Genomic DNA, 18,338 nt, shown 5'->3' on the forward strand with positions numbered 1-18,338 from the left:
AACCGCCTCCACTGGGTCCGCGACGTCACCTTCGACGAGGACCGCCACCAACTGCCCACAACCACCACCGCCCGAGCCATGGCCACACTCAGGAACACCGCCATCAGCCTCATCCGCCTCACCAGCCCCGACCACCCCAGCCGACAACGCCGAAAAAGCAGCATCGCCTCCACCTGCCGCTACTGGGCAACCCACCCCCACCAAACCCTCCAACAACTCACACAACAACCCACCCCATAACAACGCCGACCCCCTGCCCGAGGACCGTTCCGCCGCCCTGGCGAATGCTGGAGGCGGCCTGTCGCAGCTGGTCCTCAGTGGTGCGGCCGGAGCGGACCACGAGGAGGACTCCATCGGTGTTCTCGGCGAGCGCGACCGCATCGGTGACCGGCAGCACGGGCGGGGCGTCGATAATGACGACATGGTCGTTGGCCAGGAAGGACAGGAGATCGGACATGCGTTCAGAGCCCAGGAGCTCTGAGGGATTGGGCGGAGTGTCGCCGGCCGGGATGACCTGCAGCCCGGGTACGGAGGGCTGCACGAGCGCGCTCTCCAGCGAGACCGCTCCGACCAGGAGGTGGGAGAGCCCGGGATGACCCTGATCGATGTCGAACGTGCTGCTCATGGTCGGCTTCCTCAGGTCGCCTTCCACGAGGATGACGTCCAGTCCCGACAGCGCCATGACTCGAGCGAGGTTCGCCGAGACGGTTGATTTGCCGTCCCCCTGCATCGCTGATGTTACGACGAGTGTGTGAAGTCCCTTGTCGATATTCGTGTACCGGAGATTGGTCCGCAGCTTGCGGAGGGACTCCTCGACCCTGTGGTCGGGAGTCTCCGAGTATCTTCTCCGTGCCATTTCCGCGGAACGCGGAATAGTGGCCAGGATCGGCTCATCGACAACGGACGCGACGTCCGACTGGGACCGGACTCGCTTGTCCAGGGCGTCGAGAGCGAAGGCCGAGGCATATCCGACGACAATACCGGCGAGGGACCCGATCCCGATGCGCCTGGCCGGGGAGGGCGAGCGGGTCGCGTCCGACAGGTCCGCCGAGGACATGAGTACGACGCCGATGGGCGAGTCCTCGCCGTCAAGGCGCTTGATCTGCGCATCCGCCTGGAGGATGGTCTCGTCGGCTATCGCCTGAGCCTCCTCGGCGGTCGGGGCGCTCGCCGTGACATTGATCGTCAGCGCGTTCTTCTCGTTCTTCGCCGAGATGGAGCGGGCGAGCTGCGCCGGAGTCGTTCTCAGGCCGAGCGCGTCGATGACCCCCTGGGCCACAGATTCGGAGGTGAAGACGGGGACAAAGGCCTTGACCTTCTGGGAGGCGAGCTGCGATGCTGCGTAGTAGGAGTCCGCCTGCCTCTGATCCGTCCCGCTCGATGGCACCGAGACGCGCACGTAGGCTATTGCGGACGCCGTGTAGGTGACGGGCGTCAGCCACAGCGATATGGCGGAGAGGATGATTCCGGCCAGAAACCCGCAGAGGATGGCTCCGATTCTCTGCCGCGTGAGTGTGAGGATGTCTTCGAGTGTCATTCTGGGATCACCGGTCGCGACGTTCGCGCTTGTCGGCCTCTTCATTCCTGTGAAGGGAAGGGAAAGGGTGGGGAGTGCGGATCACATTTGGAGCATACATCGCCTCGGGCCGGACGGCCGGCGCGCACGAGGATTTGTGACTGACTCGTGACGTCCGACGCCGAAATGTCTCAGTTCTGCATAGATCCTTTCCGCGGCGCCTTTCGCGAGGATGATGGCAATTCGCCGGCGCTAGGGTGCGGATGCGCGGTCGCACCGGTGCAGTGAGCCCTCCCGCCCGCTCCCCGCTACCCGTGTTCGCCCCGAAGGGCCCTGAAGGATTCCGGATGATCCTGGAGTCGTGCGGACGCCGCGGGGATTAAAAATGGATGACTGTGTGAAGGACAAGGTATGCGGACGCCTATCGACGTGACTGCTGCTTATGCCGACCCGATTCCGGCCGCGGCGCTGGACCGGGCCCTGGAACCGCCCCTGAGCATGTCGGCGCGCGGCGCGCTGCCGGCACGTCCATGAGTCACCCGGGCTCCCCGGGGCACCTGCACGGCCCCACGCTCAGCGTCATCATCCCTCTCGACGGCGGCATCCCCGCCCGCCACGGGCGCCCCGTCACCGGGACCGCCCGCGCGCCCGGCTGCGCGCCCACCGCGGAGGACGTCGAACGGGCGATCCGCTCCGTCCTCGACCAGTCGGTGCGGGATCTCGAGGTGCTCGTCGTCGTGGAGGCCCTCGGGACCGGGGAGTCGGCCGCCTCGACGTCCCCGGCATCCGCGCTGCGGCGCCTGTCGGTGCGCGACCACCGCGTGCGCCTGGCACCCGCGGCGGGCATCGCCGCCGCAGTGCGCACCGCGCGGGCGCCCCTGCTGACGGTCCTCGACCCCCGCGACGCCGTCGTCGCCGGAGCCTACGAGGCCATGACCTCACAGCTGGCGGCCTCCGGTTCCCACGCCGTCGTCGGCGCCGCGCGCCACCCGTGCTGCACAGATACGTCCGGACCGTGGCCGAGCCGGAGCCGCACCCGGGTGGAGGACGTGCTCGACGCCGTCGAGGATCCCCTGACCGGCCGCCTCGTGGCGCGCACGCGCCTGTGGCGGGCCGCCGTCTGCTCGGACGGCCCGGCCCCGGAGGCGGTCGCAGTCAGGGCGCTGATGGCCGCCCGCACGATCGATGTCCTCAGCCGCTGCGTCCTCGCGCGCTCCCCGCTGCGGGGGATCGACGACGCGGCCGTGGAGGGCGTCGTGGCGCGCGGACAGGCCCTTGCCAGGGCAGCGGCCGGTGCTCCGGCCCTTCACAGCCGCCTTGTGGGAGCCTGGATGCGCGATGACGTGGTTGAGCTGGCGGTCCGCGCCGCCGATCGGCCCTCCGAGTGCATCCGCCGCCTGCGCGCCGGCGTGAGCGGCCTGCTGCCCGACGCCCACGACGAGGCCTGGACGATGCTGCCCCTGCTCGATCGCGCACTGGTGTGGACCCTGGCCCACGGCACGTTCGCGGACGCAGAGGAGCTGGTCGGCTCGCGCGCCGAGGAGTCCACCGCCTGCCCGCTCCAGCTGGTCGCCGCCCCGCCGCGCACCCTCCTGCACGCCTCCCCGCCGGTGCTGGACCGCATAGCGGCGCTGCCCGCCGAGCTGCTTGCCGTCCGCGACTCCGACCTGCGCCTGATCGCCGACGCCTCCGTGCGGTGGAGGACGTCGTACTGCCTGGAGGTCATCGGCCTGGCCTATGTGCGCGGCCTGTCGGCCGAGGACGCGGGGAGCCTGCTCATTGAGGCGATCGACGACGACGGGGCCATCGCGGCCAGGGGCCGCGCCAGGCGCAGGCGCGCCCCGCAGGCGGACATCGACGCCGACGACCCCTGGCGCAGCCACCTCGACGAGGGCTTCATCGCCGGCCTCTACCTGATGAGGGAGCGCACCGAGGGGAAGCGGGTGCGGCTGCGCGCCATGCTTACCGTCGCGGACCGGGTCGTCACCGCCTGGCTGCCCGACGTCCCGGGACCGCCCGACGAATCGGCCGACGGCCCCCGCGCCTCCGGCACCGACGGTGCGCGAGCGGGCTTCGCGGGGCCGACGGAGGTCACCCTCGACTCCGCCTGCATCTCGGAGGACACCGTGACCCTGGAGGGGCGCGCGCCCGGGGAGCTGGGCCGCATCGTGGTCGCGGCGCGCTCCCGGCGAGGCGACTACGAGCTGGTTGCGGGCGCCTGCAGGGACGGCACCTGGCGGGCCGCGGCCGACCTGCACCAGGCGCGCCTTGCCCGCGGTGAGCACGCACTGGTCTGGAGGTCGGACTCGGGCGGCTCCGGCGCGTGCCTTGCCGGAGCCTTCCTCACCGCCGCCTCCGTCGAGCTGGCAGGCGGCGTGCGCTCCGTGCGTCTGGCGGCGGGCCCCGACCGCCGGGTGACGGTGACCGTCGTGGCGCCCCTGACCGCCTTCGAGCGCTCCCGCTACGGGCGCGCTCGGCTCATCTGCCGTGACCCCGGGCCCCTGCGGCACGGCATCGTCTTCGAGTCCTTCGGCGGCCGCTCCACCGGCGGCAATCCGGCCGCCATCCTGACGGACCTGTGCGTGCATGGGCTGGAGGCGCCGTTGTGGTGGACGGTCCTGGACGGAACGATGAGCGCACCGCCGGGGGCCACGCCCGTGATTCGCGGCTCGCGGGCATGGTTCCGGACGCTGCGCACCGCCCGGATCATTGTCACCGACGACCGTCTGCCCGACTGGTTCTACAAGCGGCCCGGCCAGCGCATTATCCAGACCTGGCACGGCACGCCGATCAGGAAGCTCCTCCTGGACGCCCCGGTGGGGACCGTCCTTCTGTCCTACCGGCGGCTCATGGCGCGCCAGGCGCCCCAGTGGGACCTTCTGCTGGCTCGGAGCGATGCCGCCGCCCATGATCTGTGCGCCGCCACGGGATACACCGGTCAGGTACTGGTCGGCGAGCAGCCCCGGAACATCGGCCTGCTCATCGGAGACGAGGACCGACGCCGAGTGCGTGCCGACCTCGGGATCGAGCCCGGCAGCCGGGTCGTGCTGTACGCCCCGGCGCCCCGCGAGGAGGTGCACGACGCCGGCGCGGCCGTTCAGCGAGCCGGCCTGCTGGACCCGGCGGCGCTCGCGGCGCGCACGGAGACGACCGTGCTCGTGCGCGCGCTCGGGCATGACGGCGAGGGCGGACCGCTCGCGCGCGGTGCGGCCGTCATCGATGCCGGCGACTACCCGAACGTGGAGAGCCTCATGGCGGTCTCGGACGTGCTGGTCTCGGACTACTCGAGCATCGCCGTCGACTACGCTCTCACCGGTCGTCCGGCCATCCTGTACGTGCCCGACCTGGCTCGCCAGCGCGACATCGGGCGGGGGCTGTACCGCGACTGGCCCGAGAGCTCGGGCCTGCCGGTCACCTTCACGCAGGCCGACCTCATCGAGCGGGTGCGCGAGGCGCTGCGCAGCGCGCCGGGCGGGGACTCGGAGGGCCGGCTGATCGATCCCGGGCCGATCAGGCGGACGCTGGAGCGGGTGCGCGCCTGGATCCTGGTCGCCCTGTCCGAGGAGGGGTGAGCGCGATCTTCCCGCTGCGCCCTGCTCAGGCCGCGGACGGCATGGTACGCGGCGGCTGTGCGGGCGCCGCGGTCGTGACGCCGTCCGATCCGGCCGCGAGCTCCAGCCAGCGGCCCACGACGGCGCCGTGCAGGTCCCGGTGGGTGTGCGCGCACAGGTCATCGATGACCCCCAGCGCGGACATGGGAACGGGCGGGACAGTCGTCTGCGAGATCAACGGGTGCGGGGTCCGCTCGCCCGTCTCGCCGGCGACTGGCTCGGGCGCTCTCTCCGGCTTCATCCGGGTGCGGGCCACGCGCGTGTCGGGGTAGTCCCGCAGGCCGGCGAAGCGACGGGCGACCTCCTCGATGTCATGCGGCCTGCCCATGTCGAGGATGAGCGCCTGTCCGCTGAGACCCATCGCGCCCGCCTGCAGGACCAGCTGGCACGCCTGGTCGGCGCTCGTGAAGAAGCGGCGCAGGCGCGGATCCGTGATCGTCGTCGGCAGGCCCCGCTCCATCTGGGAGACGAGGGTCTGCAGCACCGGACCGTGCGACTCCAGTACTGCGCCGAAGCGCACCGAGATGAAGCGGCGACTCCCGCCCAGGCGCTTCCCCAGAGTCGAGGTCAGGCGCTCGGCGAGGCGCTCGGAGCAGTCCAGCACGCCCACCGGGTGGGCGGCCCTGTCCGTGGAGACATTGATGAAGCGGTTCACATTATGGGCCGCGGCCGCCAGCAGCAGGTCGCGGGTCGTCACGACATTGGTCAGGAAGGCCTCATTGGGGAAATTGGGGAAGCGGTCGGCCAGCGCGAGCCGGCTCAGGCCCGCCGCGTGGAAGACGACCGTCGGACGAACCTCCTCGAACAGGGCGTCGATGAAGCCGGGGGCGCGCAGGTCCCCCAGGACCAGGTCGGGGGAGTCCAGCGCAGGCTCTCCGTCCAGGGACATCTGCACGTGGCGGAGGGCGGACGCGTCCCGGTCCACCATTGTGAGCCGATCGGGCTCATAGCGTGCGATCTCCCGGCACAGCCAGAAGCCTATGGAGCCGCCGGCGCCGGTGACCAGCACCCGCTCGCCGGTCAGGTAGGCGGCGACCTCCTCGGCGTCGGTCTCGACCGCGCGCCGCTCCAGCAGGTCCGTCACCTCCAGCGGACGGAGCACCCGGGCTCCGCGGATCGGCGAGGCGCCCGGGCGCCGGGCGGGCGCCGTGCTCGCCACCTCGGCGGGGGAGGGCATGACCTGTACCTCCAGCCCCAGCGCGCGGGCCCGCCGTACGACCCCGTCAACACTCTCAGGATCGGCTGCCGATGCCAGGACCACCGCGTCCGCCCTGGTCGTCCGGGCGACGCGCTCCAGGGCTCCCCACGGGCCCGCGACCCGCACGTCGCGGACGCTGCGGTGGTGCGTGGCGGGGTCGTCGTCGAGGACGGCGACCGGCTGGAAGGCGGAGTCACTGTCCTCGAGCATCATGCGGATCGCCTGGGCGCCCGCGAACCCGGCGCCCAGGACAACGGCTCGGCGCGCCCGCCGCCTGGGGCGGTGGCGCTCAGCCAGCCGGCGGAAAGCCCATCGCGCCGCCAGGTGGACCATGAGCGCCAGCGCACCCGCCACCACGACGCTCTCAACAGGGATGAGGCGGCCTCCCAGGAGGCGCGGGGCCGCCATGAGGGCGACGGCGACCAGCACGTCGATGAGCAGCAGCCGGGGGATCTCGTCGATTGTGGCGAAACGGCGCCGTCCGGCGACGGCAGTGGCGCCAATGGTGCAGATGACCGCGTGCAGGCCCGCCGCCAGGGCCGCCGTCCCCGCGGTGAGCCCGCCGGGCCCGCCGCCGTCGACGCCGAGACGCACGACGGCGACCACGCCGATCGCCCATATGGCGGCGTCCAGCGCCAGTGCAGTCCCGCGCGGCAGCCGCCGTTGGGAGGCGCGGGCTCGCCCGCCTCCTCGACGTCCGGTCCCGTGGGCGGCGATCATGTGCTCGGGCATCGAGTCTCCTGCAAGGCAGCAGCGGGAGGCGATGCAGAGCACCGCCGATGAGGACCGGAACACGGTAGCGCGCGGCTCCGGGGCAGAACCGCCGACGATCCGACTTGTTGCCCAGTCGTGACTCCGGGGCGGCGGGCCCCGTCCGGTGGACGGCATCGTCGTCGGGAGCCCGGATATGACACACTGTCCGCGTTCTTGTCGAATGCGAGTCGGGAACGAGAGCAGATGAATCATGCGCATACCCCCAGCGCCGTCGGTGTCGCGGCCTATGACACGACTCTGCGCGACGGGGCCCAGCAGCAGTCCGTGTCCTTCACCGTGGAGGACAAGCTCGCTGTCGCCCGGCTCCTCGACACGTTCGGCGTGGCCTACATCGAGGCGGGCTGGCCCGGCGCCATCCCCAAGGACACCGAGCTCTTCGCCCGCGTTCGCGACGAGCTCGACCTGCGCACGGCCCGGCTGGTAGCCTTCGGGTCCACCTGCAGGGCGGGGACCGCGGCCGCCGAGGACGCCCAGGTGCGGGCCCTCATCGACTCTGGCGCCCCTGCCGTCACCATTGTCGCCAAGTCCGATCCCGTCCACGTCGAGCGGGCCCTGCGCACCGGCTGCGAGGAGAATCTGCGCATGGTGCGCGAGACCGTTGAGGTGCTTCTCGCCGCCGGTCGCGAGGTCATGGTCGACCTCGAGCACTACTTCGACGGCCTGAGGCACGATCCCCGCTACGGCCTGCGGGTGGCGCTCACGGCCGCGCGCGCCGGTGCCAGCGCCGTCGTCGCCTGCGACACCAACGGCGGCACCCTGCCCGACCGCATCGGCCGGTGCATCGGCGAGCTGCGCTCGGTCCTGGACGAGGACGGCCGGACCGGATGCGTGGTCGGGATCCACACCCACGACGACGCCGGGGTGGCGGTCGCCGGCGCCCTGGCGGCCGTCGAGGCCGGCGCCCGCCAGGTGCAGGGCTGCGTCAACGGCTTCGGCGAGCGCACCGGCAACGCCAACCTCCTGACCCTCGTCGCCGACCTGGAGCTCAAGACCGGATGGACGGCCCTGCCGGGAGACGACGTCGAGCGCGCCCGCCGGCTGACCGAGCTCTCCGCCGTCTCGCGCACCATCGGGGAGATCGCCAACCGCGTGCCCTCCGGCCGCCTGCCCTATGTGGGGACCAAGGCATTCGCTCACAAGGCCGGGCTGCACGCCAGCGCCATCAAGGTGGACCCCGACCTGTATCAGCACATCGACCCCGCCAAAGTCGGCAACACCATGACCATGCTGGTCTCGGAGATGGCCGGGCGGGCCTCCGTCGAGCTCAAGGCGCGCGAGCTGGGCATCGACACCGGCGGTGACGCCGACCTGCTCAGCCGCGTCACCCGGACCGTCAAGGAGCGCGAGGCCGCCGGCTACGCCTACGACGCGGCGGACGGCAGTTTCGAGCTCCTCCTGCGCGCCACTCGCGGCGACCTGCCCGAGTACTTCCGCGTGGAGTCCTGGCGCGCCTCCATCCAGGCGCAGCCGCGTGCCGGCGAGACGCTCCTGCCCGCCGACGGCGGGACCATCACCCAGGCCGAGGCGACCGTGAGGCTGTGGGTCGGCGGGCGCCGCCACGCCGTCCTGGGGGAGGGCAACGGCCCGGTCAACGCCCTGGACCAGGCCCTGTGCACCGCTCTGGCGGAGTCCTACCCGGAGATCCGGCGCTTCGAGCTGAGCGACTTCAAGGTCCGCATTCTCGACTCCGAGCGCGGCACCCGCTCTATTGTGCGGGTCCTGGTTGACATCACCGACGGCGGGCGCACCTGGTCCACCGTCGGGGTGGGCACCGACATTATCGAGGCTTCCTGGGAGGCCCTCACCGAGGGGCACACCGTCGGCCTGCTGCGAGCGGGTGTGGTGCCGCGGTAGCGGGTCGGGCTGGAGCGGATCCGTCAGGCGTCGTGCTGAACGACCTCGAAGCCCAGCTGCGCGACACTCATGCCGCGGCGCTCGTCGTCCGCGTGGCTGCCGGCCGGGCGGGCCGCGGCCCACGCCTCGTAGTGCTCGCGGGTGTCCCAGCGGGTGACCACGAAGTAGCGTTTCTCGCCGACCACGGGGCGCAGGAGCTCGAACTCCACGAAGCCCTCGGCGGCGTCCACCAGTCTCTTCCGGGCCGCGAAGCGGCGCTCGATCTCGTCCTCGGCGCCCTCGGGGAAGGCCAGTGCGGTGATGTTGACGTAGGTCATGGAACCTCCTCGTGCGGTGAGCCGACCGGGCCTCCAGGTCCACTTGGTTCACTTGGTTCACTTGGTTCACTTGGCATGTGATGTAAGGACAGCCTACGTCGACCGGCGCCGGGTCAGGTGCGCACTGCCGGCCGGGCGCGTTGTGCCTCAGACGCGGCGGTTGTGGCCGGGGCCGAAGTAGACGTCGTCGAGCGTGGCGGTCAGCAGGCTGCGCTCCCGCAGGATGTCGATGATCTGCCCATACAGGTGCGTCACCGTGGGGAAGTTGGCGTGACCGATGACAATGTGCTGCGCCAGCAGCCACTGCCTGGCCGCGTCCAGCAGGGCGCCGTCGTCCAGCAGCCCCGAGTCGCCGAACGAGCCGTACCACATGGTCGAGGTCGTGTACCCCAGTGAGGCGCACACCGAGTCCGTCCACTCGTTGCGGTACCCGTAGGGCGGTCGGATAAAGGGCGTGCCGGTGACGCCGTAGGTGTCCTTCAGGAAGTCCTCGCACTGGGAGAGCTGGGAGATGATCCCCGACTCGCTCAGCGATGTCAGCCCCGGGTGGTCCCATGTGTGGTTGCCCAGCTGCACCTGTCCGGAGTCAACCAGCGGTTTCATCTTGTCCTTGCAGTCCGTCCAGCCGGGGTAGGACGCCGTGACGAAGAAGGTCAGGCGCACGCCCGAGTCCTTGGCGAAGTCTAGGTAGGCGTCTACCACCGAGGAGTCGGCACCGTCGTCGACCGTGATCGCCACCGTGTTGCCGACGTTGTCGGGAAGGCCTGTGATGAGGGTGTCGAGCTCGCCGGGCGCGGGCAGCGAGGGCGGGCCGTCCTGAAGCCACAGGGGGCTGCGCGACGGCGTGGGAGAGGGCGTCGGGCTCGGCGCAGGGGACGAGGAGTCCGCCGGACTGTCTGCTGCGGGGGAGGACGAGCCGACCGCGCCCCTGGCCGAGCAGGAGGTCAGGGCCGCGGCTGTGCCGGCGGCGAGCATGAGCATGAAATCGCGTCGTTGCATTGGGAGCATTCCGGGATCGGTGGTGGAGAAAAGAGCCAGCCCGGACTGGTTAGAAGCTCCAGGTAGGGCGGACCATGCGGCGGGGCCCCGCGCCGACTTGATACAGGGGACGCCCGGCCGATACTTCGGCTTCGGGCGAGGGCGGGGTGGCTGACGGGGTTTGAACCCGCGACCTCCTGGACCACAACCAGGCGCTCTGCCTACTGAGCTACAGCCACCATGCGGGTTACTGTAGCGGTTGGTCCGTGCCCGTCACCAATCCGGGCTCCGTGCACTGCATCACGCACGTCGGACAGCGCGTGATGCAGTGCACGGGCCCCGCGGTGGCGCTCACAGCAGCAATGACGTCGGGTGCGCCGAGATCTCCTCGGCCGTGGCCCTGCACTCCTCGCTCGTCGGACCCTTGTCGGGGGGGAAGAGGAGCCTGCGGTAGTAGCGCAGCTCATCGATCGACTCCAGGATGTCAGCCAGAGCCCGGTGACCTCCGCGCTTCTCGGGGGAGTGGAAGAAGACGCGCGGGTACCAGCGCTTGGCGAGCTCCTTGATCGAGGACACGTCCACGATCCGATAGTGCAGGTAGTCGATGAGCTCGGGCATGTCTCGTACCAGGAAGGCCTTGTCGGTGCCGACCGAGTTGCCGGCCAGCTGGGCCGTGCGGGGCTCAGGCACGAGCGACTTGACGTGCTCCACCACCGTGCGCTGAGCCTCGGCCAGGGACAATCCCTCCCCGAGCTCGTCGAGCAGACCGGAGGATGTGTGCATCTCCCGCACGAAGTCGCCCATCTGCTCCAAGGCCGCTGCCGGCGGCCTGATGAGCACGTCAATGCCCTTTCCGAGGGGCTTCAGGTCGTAGTCGGTGACGATGACCGCCACCTCAATGAGCGCATCGACGCCCAGGTCGAGGCCGGTCATCTCGCAGTCGATCCACACCAACGGGTCAGCGGTCGTCATCTGTCGGTTCACGCTGGCCGAGTGTAGCCACTGGTGCGGCCACCCCTGTAAGTCTATCGGGCGGAGATGAGAAGAGCGACAGGTCGGCGGGTACCCCGTCGAGATCGTCTTCCAAAGCCGCACCCAAATGGTGACTGTCGTCGCACAAGTGTGAGAGAGGCGACTACCATGTGCTCGCCCCCGCTCCTATGCACCCTATGAGGACGCCATGACCTCCCCGCAGCCTGACGCGCCCGTGTCCGTGCCCGCCCATGAGCAGCTCCCGCTGGGAGCCCGGTGGAGGGGCTCCCACCGCTACGCCACGGGCCGGCTCCTGGTCTTCTCAGGCGTCTTCACGATCTTCCTGGTCCCTCCCGTGGGCGTCGTCCTCCTCGCGGTGGGTGCCTGGCTCGCCTGGCAGGGGCACAGGCTCCGGACCCAGAGGATCCCCGTGTGGCCCAGGTCCGTACCCGAGGAGAGGCGCGGCGACCCGCCAGGCGGCGCCGCCGTCCACAAGCTCGTCCGCCAGCACAGCCAGTTCGTACGGCACGGCAACGGCGGCGACGGAGCCTTCGCCGCCTGGGGCGAGGTCCTCGCCGAACTCGGCAACCGGTACGACTCCGAGGCCGTACGCGTCCTGGTCCACGGACAGCCGGTGGCCTACTTCTCGCTCGACTGGAAGGAGCTGGCCCACGACTGGCTCCACGTCGCCGGGTGGCGCAGCCTGGTCGTGCCCGTCGTCGTGCGCTGGTGGGACCAGGACGAGTTCGTGTGGGCCTTCGGCTCCATGGCCGACGCCGAGAGCTTCGCCGCCTGGGCCACGAGAAAGGACCACGGATGAGCGGGGTGACCAAGGAGGTCGTGGCGTGATCGAGCGCAGCCGAGCTCTACCGGGCCGGCACCGGGAAGGACCCGCCCAGCAGCTGACGTCCACGCTCAGACCATCGGGCAAGCCCGGGTCGGCCGCGAGCGCGCGACGACAGGGTGGGGCCCGCACCGTGTGGTGCGGGCCCCTGTTTCTGTGTTTCTGTGCGGATCGCTGTTTTATGCCGAGTCCTGGACCGGGTGAGGTCATGCCAGGACGAGTTACTCCTCGTTGCGCTTGGGGCGTGCCGCTGCGATGATCTGCGGGCCCGCAGTGAGGGCTGCTGCGATCCCGGCTGCCGTCGCGGGTATGGTCTGTCCGGTGGCCAGCAGCCCCGCTGTCAGCAGGGTGAGAGCCCATGGGAAGAAAGACACCGCCCAGGCGGCGCCCACGAAGGCGCGGGCCTCAGCGCGCGACGTCATTATGCGCTGGTCGATCTCCGCCTGCTGTCGCTTCTCGGCCATGCTCAGGATCCGGTCCGCAGCACCGGGCAGTACCTCCTCGAAACCGGCGAAGTCCTGTGGAGAGGAAGCGGCCCCTGGTAGGCCTGCCGCTCTACAACGTGCCGGATCTCCGCGGGCGCTGTCTCTGGCTCATCACCTGGCGAATGGTCTTGCCAACCGCCGACCAGGCCGCCGTCGTCACGTCGTGCTGAGGAGTCGTGCGCAGGCGCCTGTAGCTGGCTGTTGTCGGCCTCACCCCCAGGCGAGCCCCCCGGCGAGCCCCCGACGTCACTGCTGCTGACATCGTCGTCGTCATTAGTGACCTCCTTACGCGTACTCATGATGACATACATCGTCCTAGATGGTTGATTCCAAGGGGTGGTTAGTGGTCGTAGGGGGTCAGGGAGCGCAGGGTGGGGTTGTCGATGAGGTCGTTGTGCCAGATGGCGGTTGTCAGGGCCAGGATGTGTTGGGTGGTGCGGGCTGTGACGCCGTCGGTCGTGCGGCCTTTGTGGTGCTCGAGGTCGAGCTGGTCCTTGAGGGTGTCGAAGACGGATTCGATGATCTGGCGGACCTTCTTCAGCGCAGTGGCGCCGGGCCTGGGTCTCTCGTTGCGGGCCGCGGGGCGCAGCGGGGTGGTGCCGGCCTGGGCCAGGTCCGTTTCGAGGGCGGCTCCGCGGTAACCGTTGTCAACGGCCAGAATCTGGCCTGGTTGGGTGGGCAGGGCCTGGAGGGCGCAGACCAGGGTCTGGCGCTCGTCAGCCTTGGCGCCGGTCAGGGCCCAGGCCACCGGCAGGCCGTGGGGTGTGGTGACCAGGTGCAGGCGCAGTCCCCGGAAGTAGCGGGAGCGGGAGGCGCAGTACCCGTACTGGGCCCACCCTGCCGGCTCGGATCGTTTGACGGCGGGTCGGGACCGGGCGCACTCGATGGGAGTGGAGTCGGCCGGCCACAGGGCGTCGTCCCAGACGCTGGTGGATCGTCCCACAGTGGTGATGAGCCAGGACATGGTGCTGGCCAGGGCGCGCAGGCGCTTGCTCCATCCGGACTGGCCGGGGACGTGGGGGAACATGCCCCGCAGGTGGCGGTGGGCGTGGCGGGTCCGGTGCCGCTCGCTGGTGCAGCCCAGCAGGGCCTGCATGACGGCCAGGGTGATGATCTCGGCATCGCTGGTGCGGGCAACCAGACCCACGCGCGGTCTGGGCGGGCCGGCTTCGGGACGGGCGATGAGCAGATCGTCCACGGTGACGTACAGCGCGGTGGCGAGGGCCTCCAGGTCGGTGTCCATCAGTCGTGCCTCCACGGTGCGGCGAACGGGTTCTATCAGCACCGATCCTGCGAGGCCCTCACCCCTATCACCCTGCTCCCACGCCGCACCACACCCCTCGGAATCAATCATCTAGGCGTCAGTCGCGCGCGAGGGGAACCTGACTCGTCCACAGTCAGGAAGAGAAGAAAGTGGCGGGGCCGTCACCGGCCTCACCCGCCCCTGCGTCGTGTGGGTCAGGTGATGATCTTGTAGGTTTCTGCGTCTACTGCTGTTAGGAGTATCAGGCACGCGAGGGTCAGGAAGGTGGTGTCCAGGCCGGTGCGCCGCTGGTAGAGCCGGGGGCGTTCTTGGGCTGTGCGGTTCACGGGGGGCGGTGGGTGCCCATGCGCGGGTAGCGGGTCCTGGTGTAGGTGACGAGGGGGTGCAGGAAGGGCCGCATCCTGGTCGTGTGCGCCAGCGACTGGGTCGCGTCCTGCGTCCCGGCGCCGGGCAGGTCCTGGTCCGGGTCCTCGGTCTCGGCCTGGTCCCGGGGCGCCGGCGGCCGTGGCCGCCGGGCGCCAGCCGGCTCGGGGACCGGCATCTGGTCGTCGGGGAGCCGGTTGAGGGGACCCTCGCCGGCCTGGGCCGGGTCACTCACCCAGGACCTCGCGGCGGTAGGACATCGCGGACAGGGAGACTCCGAAGTAGGCGGCCATCGCGATGGTGTCCATGCCCTGGGCGGTGCAGGCGCGGACCTCGTCGGCGGGCATGAGCACGTTGCCGGCGAGCTCGTTGGCGTAGACCTCCGGGGCAGTGCCCCTGCCGGCCTCGGAGCGGGCGTCGACGAGCGCCGTGCCCTCGGGCAGCGGCTCGTCGATGTGGCTGATCATGTGCCCGAGCTCGTGGGCCACGGTGAAGCGTCTCCGGGACGGCGGCTGGTCGCGGTCGACGTAGATGTTCTGCCCGGCGGCGTCTCCCACGAGCATCCCGTAGGTGTCCTCGCCGGGCTCGGCGACGAACACGCTCGCCCCGGCGGCCCGGGCCGGCGCCACGGGGTTGACCGGGAAGATGCCGTCCCAGTAGGAGCTGAGGACGCGGGCCGCGTCGGCGCGGGCCATGGCGCGTATCTCGCCGACGGTCCTGCCGTCGAGCTTCCTCATCGCACCCTCCCTTCCGCGGGCGGGCCGGCACCCCCGTGGTACGGGCCCGCACCGACACGGCACAGTCCCCCGCTCGGGTACGCGGATCGCCGTTTTTCATTCCAGGGCCTACACCGGGCCGGGCTCGGGGCGGGCGAGAGGGCTGGTGCTGAGGGTCAGCGCGCTGGTGGCCTGAGCCAGTGCGGCCGCCTGGAGCGACAGGGAGGGGTGCTGGTAGCGGGCGGTGGTCAGGGCCTGGGTCTGGCCGAGGATCTCCTGCGCGGTGCGCAGCGGTACCCCGGCCTCGAGCAGGAGCGTGGCGGTGGTGTGGCGCGCCGAGTGCAGGCGCACGTGCGGCAGGCCCGCCGCGGCGAGGGCGTCCTTCCACTCCTGCCAGTCGCGGCGCGGGTCCAGGGGGATGCCGGGGGAGGCCTCGAACAGGAACCGGGCCGGGTGGTGGACCCGGATGTGCTCGGCCAGGGCCTCGGTCAGCAGGGGAGGGAGCGCTACGCGACGCCAGGACGACCTCGTCTTGGGACGAAGCAGCCACAGGCCGCCGTGGACCTGCTCGGCCTCCAGGTGCGCCGGCACGGGCGCCCGCCGGCTGGGGCAGTCCGCACCACGACGCCGCCCGCACGGCCACGCCCCGCCGGGCGCCTGCGGGCCGCAGCCGTGGACCTTGGCGGCCGTCGTCGTCGAGGCGCCCCTGCCCAGGACCGCCCGGTGGACCGCCTGGACGTCGTCGGGCGTCAGGCGGTCCAGGCGACGGCGGCCGATGGCCGGCACAATGTGCCGGACCACCGAGGTGCGGTAGTCGGCCGTCGTCGCCGGCTTCAAAGAGGGCTCCACGTCCCGCTCCAGCCACCGCTCCAGCCAGTCGGCCACGCTCAGCGTCCGTCCCGTGGGGACGTCGCCGGTGCGCGCCACCTCCACCTGCACCTGGCGCATGCGGCGCACGGCCTCGGCCCGGGTGCGGCCCCGGACCACCTTGCGCCGCCGACGACCGGTCACCGGGTCCGGGGGCAGAGGCACCGCGGCCCGCCACCGGCCCTCAGCGTCCTTGTAGACCGTGCCCTCGCCCTTGCCGCGCGCCACGCCAGTCTCCTCAGGGGGTAGCCATTGGGGGTAGCCATAGCGTAGCGGAAATGGGGGATATGGGCGTCCCCGGCGCCCCGGCCCGCCGGGACCTTCCGGCGGGATACCGGGATCCTGCTGGTGCCCCCGACAGGACTCGAACCTGCAACCATCGGATTAGAAGGCCGGTGCTCTATCCATTGAGCTACGGAGGCTGGTGGGCTCAGACTACGGCATCAAGGGCACTTGTCCCCATCGGCAACGCGGCGCAGAGTTCCACCGGAGTGTTCAGCGCCGGTATCGTGGCGGCCAGCCTCGACGCTGAGCGCTCATATCATCGCCGAAAGGACTCCCGTGCCCCATCTCGCGTTAGCCGTGCGACCGTCCGCGGCACCCGCCTACGTCCAGCCGCAGGTCTTCACCGCGCCTTTCACCGTGGGGCGTCTGCCGGAGTGCGACGTTGTCATCTCCAACTCCTCGATCGTCTCGCGCCGTCACCTGCGCATCTTGCCGACGCCTCAGGGATGGCTCGTGGAGAGCCTGTCCGACAACGGGATGGTGGTCGGTGGGCGGAAGATCCCGCAGGCGCTCATCACGTCTCCGACACGCATCCATCTCGCCGACGGCTCGGGCCCGGGCCTGGACCTCATTCCTACTCAGGCCCCGGCCGGAGGCCCCTCTCCGGTCAGGCCGATGACGCCCGGCGCAGCGCCTCGCCCCGCTCCGGCGCCGGGCGCGGCGACAGGGCCTGGCGCCGCGCCTGCGAACGCGCCCACCGTCCTTCCGCCCGCAGACGGCGCTGCCGCCGGCCGTCGTGCCCAGCCGACGGGCTACGGCCTCCAGGCGCCCGGTTATGGCTCGGCGCCGTCGGGCTCCTCGGCAGAGGTTGGTGCAACCATGGCCGTCGGCTATGGATCCGCGGCCGGGAGAGGGCCCGCGCCGGGCGGTCCGGCCCCCGCTCAGCCGCCCCAGGTCACCCGCGTCACGATCAGTGGGTCGGGGACGATCGGTCGGCGTCCGGACAACTCCTTCACCATTAACGATCCCACGATGTCGGGGCGGCACGCGCGCGTGGACGTGACCCCGCAGGGCGCGGTCGTCACGGATCTCGGGTCGCGCAACGGCATTCTGCTGGGCCACCAGCGCGTCCAGACCTACACGGTCACCAGGCCGACGGTGTTCGGCATGGGCTCGACCTTCATCGAGATCAGTCCCGACGGCACCTGCGCCCTCAAGGTCGGCGGTGGCGGCGGTGAGCTGGTGGGTAAGGATCTGACGTTCAGTGTCAATGATGGCAGGCTGCGTCTGCTGGACGGGGTCTCGTTCAAGCTGCCGGGCAATGAGCTGCTGGCGGTGGTGGGTCCCTCGGGGGCGGGCAAGTCGACGCTGCTCAAGGCGCTGACCGGTGAGCAGAAGGCGCAGGCGGGGCAGGTGCTGTTCGACGGGCTGGACGTCTACGAGCACTATCCGGTGATGCGCAACAAGATCGGCGTGGTGCCGCAGAACGACGTGATCCACTCGGCGCTGACGGTGCGGCAGACCCTGGAGTACGCCGCCGAGCTGCGCTTCGCCAAGGACGTGTCCCGGGCGGAGCGGCGCGGGCGCATCGACGAGGTGCTGGAGGACCTGGACCTGAGCGAGCACGTGGGCAAGCGGGTCAAGAGGCTCTCGGGGGGCCAGCGCAAGCGGGTCTCCACGGCGATCGAGCTGCTGACCCGCCCGAGCCTGCTGTTCCTGGACGAGCCGACCTCGGGGCTGGACCCGCAGCTGGACCGCGACGTGATGGAGCTGCTGGCGACCCTGGCGCACGGGACGCGTCCGGGCGACACGGGGCGCACGGTGATGGTGGTGACCCACAACGAGAACCACATCGACCGGGCGGACAAGGTGCTGATCCTGGCGGCGGGGGGCAGGCCGGTGTACTTCGGCTCCCCGCGCCTGGTGGTCCCCTACTTCCGCGAGCGCCTGGCCGAGCTGCGGGCCGCCGGGCAGCTGGTGGTGCGCGCGCCGCGGGGCGGGTTCCCCGACCCCGGGCAGATCGAGGGGTTCGCCGACGTGTACGCGCTGATCCGCAACCACACCGACGTGCTGCGCGCCCACCTGGAGGCGGTCGAGCCGTCCACGCGGCGCGGGGACGGGCGGCGCATCCCCACCGCGCTGTCGGCCTCCCGCCCCAAGGCCCCCCAGCAGTCCGCCGCCCGGCAGGTCTCCACCCTGGTGCGCCGCCACGCGCGCATCATCGCCGCCGACCCCTCCTACCTCGCCTTCATGCTCGTCCTGCCCGTCATCATGGGCCTGCTCACCAAAGTCATATCCGGCAACGACGGCTTCGCCAAACCCGAACATGTTGTCCTCGACGCCGTTCAGGCGCA

Annotated in this window: 13 protein-coding genes, 2 tRNA genes and 2 pseudogenes; 5 read left to right on the forward strand and 12 right to left on the reverse strand. The window is 70.9% G+C overall.

Annotation, left to right across the window (positions count from 1 at the left end; genetic code table 11):
• Positions 1 to 240 (forward strand): annotated as a pseudogene (locus O145_RS18730) (hypothetical protein); the annotation flags it as partial.
• On the opposite strand, the gene O145_RS13590 reads toward O145_RS18730, so the two are convergent.
• Positions 218 to 1,537: a tyrosine-protein kinase domain-containing protein gene (locus tag O145_RS13590; protein WP_084682634.1), complete on the reverse strand. Its 1,320-nt coding sequence runs from the start codon at positions 1,535 to 1,537 to the stop codon at positions 218 to 220. The pseudogene O145_RS18730 and the gene O145_RS13590 sit on opposite strands and share 23 nt — an antisense overlap.
• Before the next feature lie 509 nt (positions 1,538 to 2,046).
• On the opposite strand from O145_RS13590, the gene O145_RS13595 reads away from it, so the two are divergent.
• Positions 2,047 to 5,088, forward strand: coding sequence for a CDP-glycerol glycerophosphotransferase family protein (locus O145_RS13595; RefSeq protein ID WP_052375186.1), 3,042 nt, complete (start codon positions 2,047 to 2,049; stop codon positions 5,086 to 5,088).
• Between the two features lie 25 nt (positions 5,089 to 5,113).
• Here O145_RS13595 and O145_RS13600 read toward each other — a convergent pair whose 3' ends face one another.
• On the reverse strand, positions 5,114 to 7,057 hold the full coding sequence (locus tag O145_RS13600; RefSeq protein ID WP_229118582.1) for a polysaccharide biosynthesis protein: 1,944 nt from the start codon (positions 7,055 to 7,057) through the stop codon (positions 5,114 to 5,116).
• Positions 7,058 to 7,282: 225 nt separating this feature from the next.
• On the opposite strand from O145_RS13600, the gene cimA reads away from it, so the two are divergent.
• Positions 7,283 to 8,953 (forward strand): citramalate synthase, encoded by a 1,671-nt coding sequence (gene cimA / locus O145_RS13605; protein WP_043563926.1) that lies wholly within the window; start codon positions 7,283 to 7,285, stop codon positions 8,951 to 8,953.
• Between the two features lie 23 nt (positions 8,954 to 8,976).
• Here the strand turns inward: cimA and O145_RS13610 are convergent, their stop codons facing one another.
• The 4 genes from O145_RS13610 to orn form a co-directional block, all read right to left on the reverse strand.
• Positions 8,977 to 9,270: an antibiotic biosynthesis monooxygenase family protein gene (locus O145_RS13610; RefSeq protein WP_043563928.1), complete on the reverse strand. Its 294-nt coding sequence runs from the start codon at positions 9,268 to 9,270 to the stop codon at positions 8,977 to 8,979.
• Between the two features lie 147 nt (positions 9,271 to 9,417).
• Complete coding sequence (locus tag O145_RS13615; protein ID WP_043563929.1) at positions 9,418 to 10,269, reverse strand: polysaccharide deacetylase family protein; 852 nt, start codon at positions 10,267 to 10,269, stop codon at positions 9,418 to 9,420.
• Between the two features lie 145 nt (positions 10,270 to 10,414).
• Positions 10,415 to 10,487, reverse strand: a tRNA-His gene (locus O145_RS13620).
• Positions 10,488 to 10,599: 112 nt separating this feature from the next.
• Complete coding sequence (orn, locus tag O145_RS13625) at positions 10,600 to 11,220, reverse strand: oligoribonuclease (RefSeq protein ID WP_043563931.1); 621 nt, start codon at positions 11,218 to 11,220, stop codon at positions 10,600 to 10,602.
• Positions 11,221 to 11,428: 208 nt separating this feature from the next.
• On the opposite strand from orn, the gene O145_RS13630 reads away from it, so the two are divergent.
• Positions 11,429 to 12,040 carry a hypothetical protein gene (locus tag O145_RS13630; protein ID WP_043563933.1) on the forward strand — a complete coding sequence of 204 codons (612 nt, stop codon included), beginning with the start codon at positions 11,429 to 11,431 and terminating at the stop codon, positions 12,038 to 12,040.
• Positions 12,041 to 12,285: 245 nt separating this feature from the next.
• Here O145_RS13630 and O145_RS13635 read toward each other — a convergent pair.
• The 6 genes and pseudogenes from O145_RS13635 to O145_RS13660 all read right to left on the reverse strand — a co-directional run.
• Positions 12,286 to 12,579, reverse strand: a pseudogene (locus tag O145_RS13635) (DUF2335 domain-containing protein); the annotation flags it as partial.
• 310 nt (positions 12,580 to 12,889) lie between these two features.
• Complete coding sequence (locus O145_RS13640) at positions 12,890 to 13,792, reverse strand: IS982 family transposase (RefSeq protein WP_043563937.1); 903 nt, start codon at positions 13,790 to 13,792, stop codon at positions 12,890 to 12,892.
• A gap of 343 nt (positions 13,793 to 14,135) precedes the next feature.
• On the reverse strand, positions 14,136 to 14,411 hold the full coding sequence (locus O145_RS13645; RefSeq protein ID WP_043563939.1) for a hypothetical protein: 276 nt from the start codon (positions 14,409 to 14,411) through the stop codon (positions 14,136 to 14,138).
• Positions 14,404 to 14,913 (reverse strand): ImmA/IrrE family metallo-endopeptidase, encoded by a 510-nt coding sequence (locus O145_RS13650; RefSeq protein WP_052375188.1) that lies wholly within the window; start codon positions 14,911 to 14,913, stop codon positions 14,404 to 14,406. Before O145_RS13650 ends, O145_RS13645 begins: the two co-directional genes overlap by 8 nt.
• 108 nt (positions 14,914 to 15,021) lie before the next feature.
• A complete protein-coding gene (locus O145_RS16690; protein ID WP_052375190.1) occupies positions 15,022 to 15,987 on the reverse strand; it encodes a tyrosine-type recombinase/integrase in 966 nt (321 codons plus the stop codon).
• Positions 15,988 to 16,105: 118 nt separating this feature from the next.
• Positions 16,106 to 16,181: transfer RNA gene (locus O145_RS13660), tRNA-Arg, on the reverse strand.
• A 139-nt stretch (positions 16,182 to 16,320) separates the two neighbouring features.
• On the opposite strand from O145_RS13660, the gene O145_RS13665 reads away from it, so the two are divergent.
• Positions 16,321 to 18,338: ATP-binding cassette domain-containing protein (locus O145_RS13665; protein WP_043563952.1), on the forward strand; the 2,018-nt coding region annotated here is incomplete at its 3' end.

Source organism: Actinomyces israelii DSM 43320 (genome assembly GCF_000711965.1).
Taxonomy (GTDB): Bacteria; Actinomycetota; Actinomycetes; order Actinomycetales; family Actinomycetaceae; genus Actinomyces; species Actinomyces israelii.

Excerpts from the sequence above, each read along its gene's own strand:
- O145_RS13600 (WP_229118582.1), bottom strand. The coding sequence starts at position 7,057 with ATGCCCGAGCACATGATCGCCGCCCACGGGACCGGACGTCGAGGAGGC.
- orn (WP_043563931.1), bottom strand. The coding sequence starts at position 11,220 with ATGACGACCGCTGACCCGTTGGTGTGGATCGACTGCGAGATGACCGGC.
- O145_RS13615 (WP_043563929.1), bottom strand. The coding sequence starts at position 10,269 with ATGCAACGACGCGATTTCATGCTCATGCTCGCCGCCGGCACAGCCGCG.
- O145_RS13640 (WP_043563937.1), bottom strand. The coding sequence starts at position 13,792 with ATGGACACCGACCTGGAGGCCCTCGCCACCGCGCTGTACGTCACCGTG.
- O145_RS13595 (WP_052375186.1), top strand. The coding sequence starts at position 2,047 with ATGAGTCACCCGGGCTCCCCGGGGCACCTGCACGGCCCCACGCTCAGC.
- O145_RS13630 (WP_043563933.1), top strand. The coding sequence starts at position 11,429 with ATGACCTCCCCGCAGCCTGACGCGCCCGTGTCCGTGCCCGCCCATGAG.
- O145_RS13590 (WP_084682634.1), bottom strand. The coding sequence starts at position 1,537 with ATGACACTCGAAGACATCCTCACACTCACGCGGCAGAGAATCGGAGCC.
- cimA (WP_043563926.1), top strand. The coding sequence starts at position 7,283 with ATGAATCATGCGCATACCCCCAGCGCCGTCGGTGTCGCGGCCTATGAC.
- O145_RS13650 (WP_052375188.1), bottom strand. The coding sequence starts at position 14,913 with ATGAGGAAGCTCGACGGCAGGACCGTCGGCGAGATACGCGCCATGGCC.
- O145_RS13610 (WP_043563928.1), bottom strand. The coding sequence starts at position 9,270 with ATGACCTACGTCAACATCACCGCACTGGCCTTCCCCGAGGGCGCCGAG.